14 protein-coding genes are annotated in these 13,983 nt (G+C 53.2%); 9 read left to right on the top strand and 5 right to left on the bottom strand.

What is annotated here, in order from left to right:
• Nucleotides 1-167: 167 nt before the first annotated feature.
• Nucleotides 168-1,124 carry an HD domain-containing protein gene (locus tag JRI46_04240; protein ID MBW2038793.1) on the top strand — a complete coding sequence of 319 codons (957 nt, stop codon included), beginning with the start codon at nucleotides 168-170 and terminating at the stop codon, nucleotides 1,122-1,124.
• Between the two features lie 104 nt (nucleotides 1,125-1,228).
• On the opposite strand, the gene JRI46_04235 is transcribed toward JRI46_04240, so the two are convergent.
• A complete protein-coding gene (locus tag JRI46_04235; protein ID MBW2038792.1) occupies nucleotides 1,229-1,624 on the bottom strand; it encodes an FxsA family protein in 396 nt (131 codons plus the stop codon).
• Nucleotides 1,625-1,647: 23 nt separating this feature from the next.
• A complete protein-coding gene (locus tag JRI46_04230) occupies nucleotides 1,648-1,836 on the bottom strand; it encodes a hypothetical protein (GenBank protein ID MBW2038791.1) in 189 nt (62 codons plus the stop codon).
• 239 nt (nucleotides 1,837-2,075) lie between these two features.
• On the opposite strand from JRI46_04230, the gene JRI46_04225 reads away from it, so the two are divergent.
• The 3 genes from JRI46_04225 (at nucleotide 2,076) to JRI46_04215 (ending at nucleotide 4,802) form a co-directional block, all read left to right on the top strand.
• Complete coding sequence (locus tag JRI46_04225) at nucleotides 2,076-3,008, top strand: MBL fold metallo-hydrolase (protein MBW2038790.1); 933 nt, start codon at nucleotides 2,076-2,078, stop codon at nucleotides 3,006-3,008.
• Between the two features lie 214 nt (nucleotides 3,009-3,222).
• On the top strand, nucleotides 3,223-4,704 hold the full coding sequence (locus JRI46_04220; GenBank protein MBW2038789.1) for a sodium-dependent transporter: 1,482 nt from the start codon (nucleotides 3,223-3,225) through the stop codon (nucleotides 4,702-4,704).
• On the top strand, nucleotides 4,701-4,802 hold the full coding sequence (locus tag JRI46_04215) for a MetS family NSS transporter small subunit (protein ID MBW2038788.1): 102 nt from the start codon (nucleotides 4,701-4,703) through the stop codon (nucleotides 4,800-4,802). The genes JRI46_04220 and JRI46_04215 overlap by 4 nt, the downstream gene beginning before the upstream one ends.
• Nucleotides 4,803-4,920: 118 nt before the next feature.
• Here JRI46_04215 and JRI46_04210 read toward each other — a convergent pair whose 3' ends face one another.
• Complete coding sequence (locus JRI46_04210; protein MBW2038787.1) at nucleotides 4,921-5,280, bottom strand: hypothetical protein; 360 nt, start codon at nucleotides 5,278-5,280, stop codon at nucleotides 4,921-4,923.
• A gap of 173 nt (nucleotides 5,281-5,453) precedes the next feature.
• Between JRI46_04210 and JRI46_04205 the strand changes: the two genes are divergently transcribed.
• From JRI46_04205 to JRI46_04185, 5 genes are all read left to right on the top strand, one after another.
• Entirely contained in the window at nucleotides 5,454-6,221 is a 768-nt protein-coding gene (locus JRI46_04205) for an enoyl-CoA hydratase/isomerase family protein (protein MBW2038786.1), read from the top strand.
• A gap of 5 nt (nucleotides 6,222-6,226) precedes the next feature.
• Complete coding sequence (gene radA / locus JRI46_04200) at nucleotides 6,227-7,591, top strand: DNA repair protein RadA (GenBank protein MBW2038785.1); 1,365 nt, start codon at nucleotides 6,227-6,229, stop codon at nucleotides 7,589-7,591.
• A gap of 70 nt (nucleotides 7,592-7,661) precedes the next feature.
• Nucleotides 7,662-9,365: an ABC-ATPase domain-containing protein gene (locus JRI46_04195; GenBank protein MBW2038784.1), complete on the top strand. Its 1,704-nt coding sequence runs from the start codon at nucleotides 7,662-7,664 to the stop codon at nucleotides 9,363-9,365.
• On the top strand, nucleotides 9,365-10,621 hold the full coding sequence (larA, locus tag JRI46_04190) for a nickel-dependent lactate racemase (protein MBW2038783.1): 1,257 nt from the start codon (nucleotides 9,365-9,367) through the stop codon (nucleotides 10,619-10,621). The genes JRI46_04195 and larA overlap by 1 nt, the downstream gene beginning before the upstream one ends.
• Complete coding sequence (locus JRI46_04185; GenBank protein MBW2038782.1) at nucleotides 10,618-11,499, top strand: phosphoribosylaminoimidazolesuccinocarboxamide synthase; 882 nt, start codon at nucleotides 10,618-10,620, stop codon at nucleotides 11,497-11,499. Before larA ends, JRI46_04185 begins: the two co-directional genes overlap by 4 nt.
• A gap of 23 nt (nucleotides 11,500-11,522) precedes the next feature.
• On the opposite strand, the gene JRI46_04180 is transcribed toward JRI46_04185, so the two are convergent.
• On the bottom strand, nucleotides 11,523-13,040 hold the full coding sequence (locus JRI46_04180; protein ID MBW2038781.1) for a DUF1846 domain-containing protein: 1,518 nt from the start codon (nucleotides 13,038-13,040) through the stop codon (nucleotides 11,523-11,525).
• A gap of 289 nt (nucleotides 13,041-13,329) precedes the next feature.
• Nucleotides 13,330-13,650, bottom strand: coding sequence for a hypothetical protein (locus tag JRI46_04175; GenBank protein MBW2038780.1), 321 nt, complete (start codon nucleotides 13,648-13,650; stop codon nucleotides 13,330-13,332).
• Nucleotides 13,651-13,983: the final 333 nt, after the last annotated feature.

Raw genomic sequence — 13,983 nt, 5'->3', positions numbered from 1 at the left:
GTTTACTTTAAACTGCTTAACAGCATTGCAAATTGGAAAATGCAAAATGTAAATTGCAAAGTTAAGGAGATTTTTTAATAATTTTGCATTTTGCACTTTAAAATCTGCATCTTGCATTGAAATTTAACCATTTCTTCAAATGGCTAAACTGTTACGAAGGAGGGGAGATGGAGAGGACCTTCATTGACCAGGTAAGGGAGAACGATCAGGTAGAGGGTGTTTTCTGGGTCAAGGAGAAGGCGATGATTACCTCCCGCGCCGGGACCCCCTATCTCAGGGTACGGCTTGCTGACCGCACCGGGGAGATAGAGGGGAGGATCTGGGACAGGGTCGAGGAGTTCGCTGACCTCTTTGAGCGGGAGGACTTCATCAGGATCAAGGCCCAGGCCACCTCTTATCATGAGCAACTCCAGTTAAACATCAAGTCCCTCAAAAAGTCCGGCGAGGACGAGGTCTTCCTGGAGGATTTCCTGCCTGCGAGCACCAGGGACCCTGAGGAGATGCTGGCCGAGTTGGTCGAGATCGCCAAGGCCATCGAGAACCCATACCTCAAGGAATTGGTCATGGCCTTTTTGGGTGCAGAGGAGTTCACGGCCCTCTTCAAGCGGGCCCCGGCTGCCAAGCGGCTCCACCACGCCTATCTCGGAGGGTTGCTGGAGCACACCCTGTCCGTTGTCAAGCTCATCCAGGAGATCAAGGGGCACTATGAGGGGATCAACCACGATCTGCTGCTTACCGGGGGGATCCTGCACGACGTGGGCAAGGTCCACGAACTCGCTTACAACATTGCCTTTGACTACACCGATGAAGGGAGATTGTTGGGGCATATCGTCATGGGGGTGGACATGGTTGAGAAGGAGATCTCCCGGATCGAGGATTTCCCTCCAGAACTTGCCATGCTGATAAAACACCTGATCATCAGCCACCACGGACAGTATGAGTGGGGCTCACCCAAGCGGCCCAAGACCCTGGAGGCCAATATCCTCTACTACCTTGACGACCTCGACGCCAAGGTCAACGGGATCAAAGAATTTATGAAGAAGGGCGAGGAAGGAGCGCGCTGGACCGATTTCCATCGTATGTTTGACCGGTTCTTTTATAAGGGGGATGGGGAGGAGAGGTAGATGTCCCTCCTTTTATCCATTAAAAAAATCTTGCGGGGGAAAAGGGGTGCTGTCAGGGTTAGCTCTTTTTTTCGCAGAAAGTGTTTTATAGGAGGAGGGGCTTGTTACGGATAGCGGGTCACATTGATGTCTTGATTTTCGATCCACTGATCGAGTTTCTGATTTAGCAACCGTTTAAAGTAGTAGCGTGTCTTGGGAAAAAGAAGGAGCAGTCCGGCCGCATCGGTGAGAAAACCTGGCGTGAGTAGGACGACCCCGGCCACGAAGATGAGCAGGGCATCCACCAACTCTTCGGCGGGCATGATCCCCTGCTGCAAACTGGAACGAACCCGGAACATGGTCTGCATACCCTGCAAACGGGCCAGGTATGCTCCCACAAAACCGGTGACTATGACAAGTATCACCGTGTTAACTGCGCCGATGGAGGAGCCGACTTTGATGAGCAGGTAGATTTCGGCGACTGGAATCAGGGTAAATGCGAGAAAAAGTTTGAGTAGCATAAAATGCGGGTTCTCCTTTTTTATTACGTGTGGTTTACCTGGCAGTAGATGAAGGCTGACTCATCAAGGACAGGGGATACAGTACGGTCAAAGAGTCGGTCGATGTAATAGACATCCTGCCACTTATTCTTTCTTTTTTTCAGTATGATAATATGGTCAACATAGGGATTCCTGTCAAGTGTTATCAGTTCCAGTACTATCTTCTCTCGCACAGGATTTAACCTTTCAAGCTATTATAAAAGTTATTGATAAGCTTAATGGAGAACAGAAAATGGGGAAAGGGATCAAGGCTGCTCATAGCGCAACGTTAATAACCTCTCTAATTCTTCACTCCTTAGTTTCTAATTATTGGGAAAGAGGGTCTGCCTATCCTCAAATTTAATTGACATCAGTTCTATCCAAAGATAGACTGCTGATGCTGAAGAAAATCCTTATTTAGGAGGTTTTGAAAATGATCGATCTGAAACCCATAAAAGAGGTCAAGATCACTATCCTTATTGATAATTATATCGACGTCCTGCTCCCCTCTGATGATCGGGTGCAGAGGCCACCCCTGGTAAAAGGAGGGCAGATGACCAAAAACCCGGTAGCAGAGCATGGCCTCTCCCTCCTCATCGATGCCGACGGGGAGAGGTTTATCATGGACTTCGGCCTCACCGCATTTGGGCTCATCCACAACATGGAGGTCCTGGGGGTTGACCCAGATAGCATCCCCTTTGGTGTCCTCAGTCATGGCCACCACGACCATCTAGGGGCTTTATACGCCCTCCTGGAGCGGAGAAAAGGGCCCTTTGCCCTTTACCTACATGGAGACGCCCTCCTGGAGCGCAGATACTTATCCCTCCCTTCGGGTGAGGGGTTTTACTTCCCCCGGGTGGAGAGGGAGCGTATGGAGGGCCACGGTGCAAAGGTAAAAGTCCTCCAGGGTCCGGAGTCGATCTTGGAGGGAAGATGTCTCATCTCCGGGGAGATACCACGGGTGACTGACTTCGAGCGGGGGCTGCCCGGCGCCTATTATGAGGAGGAAGGGAAAAGGTTAAAGGACCAGTTGCGGGACGACATGTCCCTCTACTTTCACGTGCAGGGGAAGGGCCTTCTAGTGGTCTCTGGATGTGCCCATGCCGGCATCGTCAACTCGGTCCTCTACGGGGTGAGGCTTTCGGGGATCGAGAAGGTCTACGGGATCTTAGGGGGGTTCCACCTAACAGGGCCGGGGATGGCGGAGGCCCTCCCCAAGACTCTGGACCACCTCATGGAGTTCTCCCCCCAGGTCATCTGTCCCATGCACTGCACCGGCTGGGAGTCACAGCGGAGGCTGCGGGAGGTCTTCGGAGATCGATTTATCCTCTCCTCGGCAGGGAGCACCCTGAACCTCTCAGGTTAGTGATCGAGGAAAGATAATTGTTATCTTCTCCTATTTAATTGGTAGAATTGAGAGGATTCAAGGGTTCAAGGATTCAAGTGGTTTCTCTTTTCACTAGAACCCTGGGCCCCTTGACCCCTGGAACCCTATGAGATAAATCCTTTGCCCCTTTTTAGCAACTTTTTGGAGAAGAACCTAATAAACATCTATTCAATTTTCTGGAGGGAGGGCGACCATGGCTGAGCGAAGGGAGAACTGGAGGGGTAGGCCCTATTTTTTGATGGCGGCGATAGGTTCTGCCGTTGGGCTCGGGAACGTCTGGCGTTTCCCATACATCGCCTATGCCAATGGGGGTGGGGCCTTTCTCATCCCCTATTTTGTGGCCCTGCTCACTGCCGGCATCCCCCTGATGATGTTGGAGTATGCATTGGGGGTAAAGATGCAGGGGGCACCCCATGTGGCCTTTTCTAAGATAAAAAGAGGGCTGGAATGGGTTGGATGGTGGTCCATATTGGCCGCCTTTGTGATCATCACCTATTATGCGGTGGTCATGGCATGGTGTTGGAACTACCTTTATCACTCCTTTACGTTGGCCTGGGGGAAGGATGCAGGTGGATTCTTTGTGACAAAGGTATTACAGAGGACAGGGGGACCAGCCGAGCTCGGTGGTATCCCCATGGGGATACTGTTAGGCTTATTGATCACGTGGGTGGTCATATATCTTATCATCTATAAAGGGATTGGTCGGGTCGCAAAGGTGGTCATGGCGACCGTCCCCCTCCCTATCATATTAATCGCTATCTTGGTCGTGAGGGGTATAACCCTGCCGGGGGCAGTAGATGGTCTCAACTTTTATCTTGCCCCTGACTTTTCCAAGCTATTGGAACCCAAGGTCTGGCTGGCGGCCTATGGCCAAATATTCTTTTCCCTGAGTCTTGCCATGGGCATCATGATCGTCTACGCTAGTTATTTACCGAACGATAGCGATGTGACCAATAATGCCTTTATCACCAGTTTCGCCAATTGTGGTACCAGCTTCTTCGCCGGCTTTGCCATCTTTAGCACCCTTGGCTACCTGGCGCACGTCACCGGCGTTGATATCTCTAAGGTGGCCGTGGCCGGCCCAGGGTTGGCCTTTGTCACCATCCCCACGGCCATCTCCAAGTTACCTTTTGCCGCTGCCTTCTTTGGGGCCGTTTTCTTTCTTATGCTTTTAACCCTGGCAGTGGACTCCCTGTTCTCCTTGGTGGAGGCTGATGTCACGGCCATGATCGACAAGTGGGGGGTTCGGAGAGAGAGGGTTGCCTTTGTGATCTGTCTTGTGGCCTTCCTCATCGGCCTACTGTACACCTCCAGGGGGGGAATATATTGGTTGGATATCGTCGATCACTGGATAAACAACTATGGCCTCCCGGCAATAGGACTGGCAGAGGTGATTGTCATTGGGTTCGTCTTCGGTACGAAGCCCTTCAGGAGGTTCCTAAACTCCGTCTCTGAAATCAGAGTGGGGGTCTGGTGGGATTACATGATTAAGATAGTTACCCCGATAATATTGGGTGCCACACTCATCACCAGCTTCTGTGGAGAGGTCAAGAAGGCATATGAGGGTTATCCTATGTGGGCCCTCATCATAGGGGGATGGGCGATAGTTGTGGGGATAGTCATCCTCTCCTTTGTTTTAATGAGGGCAAGGGGAAAAGAAGGAGGGAGTAGATGAGCACCGGGGCCTGGATCATGTTGATATTCGGTTGTGTGGTACTCTACGGTGGTCTGACGTGGAGTCTGCTTCGCACAAAGAAGCGTAGAAGGTCTTAAGATAAGTAAATACATCTGGATCTTCTCCCATGTAGTTGGTGGAATTTAGAGGATTCAAGGGGTCAAGTGAAATATTTATCAGGGGGCCCTTTTTTAGCAACTTTTTGGGGAAAGAACCTTACATCTTAATATTGATCTCGTAGCTTCCCACCCCCACCTTGTCGGCCAGTCCCTTTTGCCATACCAGCTCCATGACCTTGGGCCTTGCATGGGCCGGGACCATGAGGATGAGCTTCACCCCCAGCCCGGCGAACTCCTTCCATTGCTCGGCCCTCTTCGGGGTGATGCTCCCTTCCGTCTCCACCTCCATAATGGCGAGCACCATTCCATGATTGGCCAGGATGAGATCGGGATAGTGACCCTTAAATTCATGCCTCTCTTCCCCTTGGTAGTTCGCCAGGATCTCCTTGTAGTCCCTCGCCAGCCTCCTCTGGAGATAGGAGACCAGCCAGTCGTGGAAAAACTCCTCTTTTGTCATCTTCGCCTCCCTATAATTCCCCATGGGTTTCGCCCTCATTGTAGCAACAAAAGGGGGTGGTAACAAGAGGGGGATAGTTCTGCTCGGGTGTCGAGATGAATATTTGACAAACCCCCACTTCTTTGGTGGAATAGGGAGGTGATTCAGTCGTTGATACCGAGCAAGGGAGAGGGATGGAGTTCATACAGCTTGAGCAGCAGGATGGGGTAGCCCTGTTGAAGCTGAACAGGGGGGTCATCAACGCTCTCAACCTGCAGGTCCTACAGGAGGTGGGCGAGGCCCTGCAGGGGGTAAAAGATGACCCCCAGGTGTGTGGCCTGGTGCTTACCAGCGCCAACGACAAGTTCTTCTCCATCGGGTTCGATCTGCCCGAACTCTTTCCCCTTCCTCCTCAGGAGTTTGCGGCCTTTTTCCGGGCTTACAACCTCCTCTGTCTGGACCTCTACACCTTTCCTAAGCCCACGGCCACCGCCCTTACAGGACATGCGACGGCCGGGGGATGTATCTTGGCCCTCTGCATTGACTATCGCTTCATGGCCGAGGGGCGCAGACTGATGGGGGTTAACGAGATCAGGCTGGGGGTGCCCATTACCTATTTGGCCGATTGTATACTGCGGCAGTTGCTGGGGGAGCGCCAGGCCCGGGAGGTGGTCTACTTTGGTGAGCTCTATCCCCCCCAGGAGGCCCTCCAGATGGGGATGGTAGACCAGGTCTTTCCCCTGGAGGAGGTAGTATCGGCAGCCGTGAAGAAGGTCAAGGATTTGGGCGAGATGCCTCTGGATGCCCTTGCGTTAGACAAACGCCTTCGAGTGCGGGCCATAGAGGCCCAGGTCTTGTCATACTTGGAGGAAGAGGAAAGGCTGTTCCTGGAGCAGTGGTACTCTCCTGAGGCCCGCCAGCAACTTAAAGAGGCCATAGAGAAATTTGTCCCCAAGGAGTGAGGGAGATGCCCAAGCCGAGAACGGTCTTCATCTGTCAAACGTGTGGTTATCAATCTCCCAAGTGGTTGGGGAGGTGTCCCGATTGTCAGGGGTGGGGGACGCTAGTGGAAGAGCTCGTCGGTGAGGAGGCCGCTGTGCAGGAGGTGAGGCAGCGCTGGTCAACAGATGAATCCCCCCGTGCCATCGCGGAGGTGGAAGAGGAGGAGGGAGTACGGCTATGCACCCGCCTGGAGGAGTTCAACCGCGTCTTGGGCGGGGGTACCGTGGTGGGCTCAGTGGTCCTTCTAGGAGGGGATCCGGGGATCGGGAAGTCCACCCTCATGTTTCAGTGCCTCCACGACCTCGCCTCGCAAGGTAAAAGATGTCTCTATGTCTCCGCCGAGGAATCCCTAAGACAGACCAGACTTCGGGCCAGGCGCCTGGGGGCCTTGGCCGAGGAGCTGTTCGTGGTCGCTGAGACCTCCCTGGAGCGGATCATCCAGAATGTCGAAGAGCTCAAGCCCCAAATATTGGTGGTTGATTCCATCCAGTCCATTTACACCTCCCAGTTGGGATCGGCCCCGGGGAGCATCAGCCAGGTGCGGGAGACCTCGGGGAGGTTGACCTATCTGGCCAAGGGGTTGGGACCGGCGACCTTCCTGGTGGGGCATGTAACCAAAGACGGGGCCATCGCCGGCCCACGGGTCTTGGAGCATATAGTCGATACCGTTCTCTACATGGAGAGGAGTGCAGACAGCCCCTACCGCATCCTGCGGGCCGTGAAGAACCGCTTTGGCTCCACCAATGAAATCGGGGTCTTTGAGATGAAGGAGCAAGGGCTGCAGGAGGTGGCGAACCCCTCGGAGATCTTCCTGGCCGAGAGGCCCACGGGGACCTCAGGGAGTGTGGTGATGGCGAGCATAGAGGGGACAAGGCCTATTCTGGTGGAGATCCAAGCCCTGGTGGCCCCCACGGCCTTTGCCATCCCCAAGAGGATGGCCATGGGAGTGGACTACAACCGGTTATCTCTCCTTGTGGCCGTGATGGAGAAGAAGGTGGGGATAAACCTCTCCCAACAAGACATCTTCGTCAATGTGGCCGGGGGGCTGAGGATCGAGGAGCCTGCCGTAGATCTGGGTGTGGTGATCGCGGTGGCCTCCAGCCACCTGGACAGCGCCATCTCCTCCCACATGGTGGTCTTCGGCGAGGTGGGGCTGGCCGGAGAGGTGAGGGGGGTGGGTTATGGAGAGATGAGGATCCGGGAAGCGGCCCGTTTGGGCTTTAAGCAGTGTGTCCTCCCCCGCAGCACCGCTGAGGGGGTGAGGGCCTTAGGGGAGATGGAGCTGATAAAGGTGAGGGACCTGCGGGAGGTATGGGGGAGGTTGTTCTGAGGGGAAGCCCTTGATTTCCCCCCTCTTTTTGTTAGCCTCTGCGAGATCAAGACCGAGGTGGGAAGAAACGATGACAAAAGAGGATCTGAGACGGATCATCAATCGCATCGACGGCCGGGGGTATAAGGCCTACAAAGACATCAAGGGGGAGTACGACTTCGGCCCCTATTGGCTGATCATTGATCATGTACAGGGGGATCCTTTTGCCGCCCCCTCCCGGGTGAGGGTGAGGCTCCCTGTAGAGAGGGCTGGTTTCCCCCGGGACCTATGGGGAAAGAGGCTGCGCCGGATTGCCTTTTGTGATTACCTAGCCCGCCAGTTTCATCAGGCCATCCGCCGCTGGACCAAGGGACATCGCGGGATGGGCAAAAGCGGCCTGGTCGATATCGATGTGGGTGGACAGGAGATCTTGGAGAGGAATGCGGTCCTCATCGATGGCCGGGACCTGGAGGTCCGTTTTGTGGTGGGGCTCCCCGCGGCCGGCCGGACCATCTTGGGGAGGGAGGCCCTGGGAATCTTCTTTGAGGAGATCCCCAGGGTGGTGAATGGATCCCTCTTCTACCGGAGCATCGATCAGGAAGGGGTCCAGAGGCATGTCGATGTGGCAGAGGACCAGGAGGTGATGCGGGGGCTGTTGGACGAGAAGGGTCTGGTGGCCTTTGTGGCCGGGGAATCGGTGTTGCCCAGGCGCAGCGGGGTGGACGATAGGCCCCTGGAAACAGGGGCCATACCCCTGAGCCCTCCCTTCGAACTGGAGCTGGAAATGGAACTCCCCCATCGGGGCAGGATCAAGGGGATGGGGATCCCCAAGGGGGTGACCCTCATTGTAGGAGGGGGGTTCCACGGAAAATCTACCCTCCTGAACGCCATCGAGCGGGGGATCTACAACCACATCCCTGATGATGGGAGGGAATACGTGGTGACCAACAGGGCGGCTGTGAAGATCAGGGCGGAGGATGGCCGCCTGATAGAGAAGGTGAACATCAGCCCCTTCATCACTAACCTCCCCTTCGGCAAGGATACTGTGAGGTTCTCCACCGACAACGCCAGCGGTAGCACCTCTCAGGCAGCCAACATCATGGAGGCCTTGGAGGTTGGGGCCCAGGTCCTGCTGATCGATGAGGACACCTCGGCCACCAACTTCATGGTGCGGGATGAACGGATGCAAGAGTTGGTGGCCAAGGATAAGGAGCCCATCACCCCCTTCGTTGATAAGGTGCATAAGCTCTATGTCGATCTAGGGGTCTCCACCATCCTGGTCATGGGGGGTTCTGGTGACTACTTCGATGTGGCTGATACCGTCATCATGATGGACAACTACAAACCCCTCTGTGTCACCCAGCAGACCAAGGAGATCGCCGCCAAGCACGCCAGCCGCAGGAAGGACGAAGGGGGGGATGCCTTTGGTGAAGTTACCCCACGGCGTCCCCTGAGCACCAGCTTTGACCCTAGCCGGGGCAAAAGGGAGGTCAAGATAGACGCCAAGGGACTCAGGACCATCCTCTACGGGACCACCAGCATAGACCTCTCTTATCTTGAACAGTTGGTGGATATGAGTCAGACCAGGGTCATCGGCCTGATGATCCATTACTACTCTGAGAAATGCCTGCATCGGTCTGGCTCCTTAAAGGAGGGAATGGAGTTGGTGATGAGGGATGTGCAGGAGAGGGGGCTCGACTGCCTCCTCCCCTACAAGGTGGGTAACCTCGCCATGCCCAGGATCTTTGAAATGGCCGGGGCCATCAACCGCATGCGTAGCCTGAAGGTGGAGTAATGGAGATCAGGGTACCCTATGGGCAGAGCTGGCTCCTGGTCGATGTCCCCGATGAGAACTTGACAGGGGTCATCTCCCCCAATGAAGTCCCGCAGCGAGAGGATAAAGAGGTCTTGGAGGAGAGCCTGGAACACCCCATCGATGTCGGGATACTGGGAGATTTCTTGGCCGATGGCTGCCAGGTCCTTTTTTTGGTCAACGACGCCACCCGTCCCACCCCCACGGCGCGCGTCCTCGACCTCCTTTCTAGAGAGATAGAGGGACATCCCCTACAATTTCTCATGGCAACCGGCACCCACCGTCCTCCCACCTCCGAGGAGTTTCGGCAGATCTTTGGCCGCTGGGGCGAGGTATTTAAAAAATACATCTTGGTCCACGACGCCAGGAAGGAGTCCGAGATGGTTCCTTTAGGGGTCACCTCCCGGGGGACACAGCTTTACCTCAACAGACGGGTAGTCGAGGCTCACAAGGTGGTGGCCATATCTTCGGTGGAACCTCACTATTTCGCCGGTTATACAGGGGGAAGAAAGTCCTTCTTTCCGGGGGTGGCTGCATACCAGTCCACAGAACAAAACCATCGTCTGGCTATGCAGAAGGAAGCAGCCCCCCTGGCCTTGAGGGGAAACCCCATCCACGAGGATCTGGTCGAGGCCATGGGATCCCTCCAGGGAAAGGAGATCTATTCCCTCCAGTTGGTGTTGGACCGTTCCCATCGCATCTATGCCGCCTTTTGTGGCTCCTTGGGGAGGACCTTTGCGGCGGCGGTGGAAAAGGCCGATGAGGTCTTCTCCGTGGAGGTTCGGGAGCGGGCCGAGGTGGTGGTGACGGTGGCCCCCTACCCCATGGACATCGACCTCTATCAATCCCAGAAGGCCCTGGAGCATGGGAAGTTGGCCCTCAAGGAGGGCGGGATCCTTATCTTGGTCTCCCGCTGCCGTATGGGTATCGGAAATGAGGGATTTTACAGACTCTTGAGCCGAGCGGAGACCCCTGGGAAGGTTTTTTCTTTTATCGGCAGCGATTATCACCTAGGAGACCACAAGGCGGCCAAGATCGCCGAGCTGGCCATGACGGCAAGTATTTGGGGGATGACAGATCTGGATCCGTCGATCCTGGAAAGGGCCTTTATTAGGCCATGGGGCGACCTTCAGGAAGCCCTCAGGGCGGCCATAAAGGAGAAGGGGCCCCATGCCCAGGTCCTTTTTCTGATGAACGGAAGTATGTCAGTCCCCAAGGTAGGGAGCGATTCCAGGTGAAGGAGGTCATCTTAGATACCCATTTTCCCGGCCTTCCCCTGCTCAAGCGGGGAAAGGTGAGGGACGTCTACCAGGTGGGTGACAAGCTTTTAATCGTGGCCACCGATAGGGTGTCTGCATTCGACGTGGTCATGGCCGATCCCATACCTGACAAGGGGAGGATCCTGACCCAGATCTCCGCCTACTGGTTCCGGGAGATGGAGGACCTGATACCCCATCACCTGATCTCCACCCGCGTGGAGGATTACCCCCCGCAGTGCCGCAGGTATGCGGAGGTATTGGAGGGGCGGAGCATGCTGGTTAACCGCGCCGAACCCATCCCCATTGAGTGTGTGATCAGGGGATATCTGGCAGGCTCAGGCTGGAAGGAGTACCAGGAAAAAGGGGAGGTATGCGGGATAAGGCTCCCGGAGGGATTAGTCGAAGCAGCACCTCTGGCCACCTCCATCTTCACCCCTGCCACCAAAGAGGAGATGGGGACCCACGATATCAATATCACCTTTGAGGAGATGAAGGAGAGGGTAGGGGAAGGATTGGCCGAAAGGTTGCGCAAGATCAGTCTCAGGATATATGGGCGGGCCCGCCGCATAGCTGAGGCCAAGGGGATCATCATCGCTGATACCAAAATGGAGTTCGGCCTGCGGGATGGTGAGCTCGTCCTCATCGATGAGCTCCTCACCCCTGATTCCTCCCGCTTTTGGCCCGCCAAGGGATATCGACCGGGAGGACCTCAGCACAGCTTCGACAAACAGTTCTTGCGGGATTATCTCCTTACCCTCCCCTGGGATAAGAGCCCACCTCCCCCTCCGCTGCCGCCGGAGATCGTGGCCAAGACGAGGGAGCGATACCTGGAGGCCTTGAAGCGGCTGACCGGTTAGTGGGTTTAAAACTCCCTCTCCCTTCAAGGTATAAAGAGGTTGCTGGTTGAAAAATTCGGGTCGCTGGTCAGGTTTACACCTAGACGTCTTAAACCTGCCTCATCACCAGGTGTGGGCATGTGGGTCATATGGACTTCGCAGCCCTGAAGTTCCTTCAATTGCTCTAAAGCCAATTGAGCTGCCGAATTTGTTGTGGCGCTGATGCTGAGGGCGATAAGGGCCTCATCCAAATCAAGGCTAAGGGCCTTTTCATTCATGATTTCCATCTTAAGTTTCCCCACAGAATCAGTGATATAGGGGGGTAACAACTTTATCTTTTCAGGAATTCCTGCCAGATGTTTAATTGCATGTAAAACCAGGCTTGAGGCAGCATGCATGCGAGTGGAATTATTGCCCGTAATAATCATACCGTCTTTCAACTGTATGGCTGCGCCGCAATAAATGCCCTCGTTGCCCTTATCACGCTGTTGCGCTTCGAGAGCGGCTCGGCGTGCCGGCTCAACAACAGGCCTGGATTCGGGACTCAGATTAAAATCCTTTAAGAAAAGTTCAACTCTCTGAACAGTCTCTCTATTTGCAAAACCCATCCGGTATTCGCAATTGTATCGAAAATATCGTCTGATGATTTCCTGTTTGGCCGCCTCTTGGGCTGCCTCATCATCGGTTATGGCAAAACCGGCCCGGTTAACGCCCATATCTGTGGGAGACTGATAAAATGATTCATTCCCCGTAATCTTCGTCAGAATCCTTTTAAGAACCGGAAAGACCTCTACGTCACGATTGTAATTTACTGCCCTCTTTTGATAGGCCTCCAGATGAAAGGGGTCAATTAAATTAAAGTCCCCAATATCCGCGGTGGCCGCTTCATAGGCCACATTTACCGGATGCTTTAGGGACAAATTCCAGATAGGGAAGGTCTCAAATTTAGCATACCCTGCCTTTATGCCCCTTTTATATTCATGATAACATTGCGATAGACAGGTGGCCAATTTCCCGCTGCCAGGCCCGGGACCGGTGACAATGACCAGGGGTTTTTGCGTTTTAATATATTCATTAGCCCCGTAGCCTTCATCACTGACAATGAGATCAACATCTGTAGGATATCCTTTGGTGAAACGATGAGTAAAGACTTTAACATCTCTGCGTTCCAGCATATTTTTAAACAGATTGGCAGCCGGCTGATTATCATAACGTGTTATGACCACACCTAGTACGCTTAAGCCCCAATCCCTTAAATCATCGATTATCTTAAGGGCATCAGAATCATAGGTGATCCCAAAATCCGCTCTGATCTTTTTCCTTTCAATATCACCAGCATAAATGCAGAGGAGGATATCGGCCTTTTCTTTCAATTGTTGTAAAAGCCGCATCTTTATGTTCGGGTCATACCCGGGCAAGACCCGTGCGGCATGATAGTCATATAAAAGCTTACCCCCGAATTCCAGGTATAGTTTGTTGTTAAATTTTTTCACCCTTTCCAGGATTTCAGCGGTCTGCTCTTTGATATATCGTTCGTTGTCAAAGACTGTTGAGATTGTCATATATGCTTCTTACTGACGTTTGCAGGAATATTATAGGGTGTTCAAAGGGGATTGTAAAGGCGTTTGGTCGGGGTCAAGTTCAAAAGAAAATGAGAGATTTCTAAATGAAAGATGAAGCAAGAACAATAAAAGATGCGGCTCCTTTTTCTTCCGTAATCTCGCAGCCACGTTATTACATTATTTAAGGACGTTATATATCAGAGTATTAGAGGGGTCCCTCCTTTTCCCCTGATTAACGCTTGAATTCAGTGGTGGCGTTTAGCCATCCGCTGGAATGATTTGATACTTATTAGAAGTCTATTACATCAGGTGTACGTTCTCGAATGCACTGCACAAAGTATTTCAGTGTTCCTGGCCACAGAAGTGCAGCATTTGTAAGGCTTGCCGGTGGTGCGTTCCAAGTTCCGACTATCTCGTCATTTTCAACGGAGCCATCAAGGTAAAGCACCTCGTATATTGGCCCGTCAATTTCACTGTCAGAAATAGTGAAGTCATTTCGGTTCACAGAAGCTGGATCTTCGTCAACAAACAAACCGCTCAGATGTAACAGAATGGGCGTCCAACCATAGGAAGAATATCCCCAAACATCCAAAACTTCATAGAGAGACATTCGTTTTGTGCTGTTTTGGCTTTAGGTCAATGACCAATGTTGAACCTCGGTATTCGTCAGTACTTGAAAGGGCTTTTTCAGCATCCAAATGCCAGAGATTCGGAAAAATAATTGAACGAGTAAAATCCACTGCGATCCCACCCCCATCTTGGTTTGCGTTTTTCTGCCATATTATTGCTTCTGAACAAAGTTAGCTTTAGTAGCAAAGGGACCTTCCTAAATTTTGATTCTACTGCAAAAACCCCTTAATTTGATAGAAATAATTTTTAAAATAGCGAGAAAGTTCAGTAAAAACATTGACTTTTAGAGGGTCTTAGGATAACATAACATCTT

This window comes from Deltaproteobacteria bacterium, from assembly GCA_019308925.1.
Classification (GTDB): domain Bacteria; phylum Desulfobacterota; class B13-G15; order B13-G15; family RBG-16-54-18; genus JAFDHG01.
Note: the sequence above shows the minus strand (reverse complement) of the source record. Positions and strands in the feature narration are given on the sequence as shown.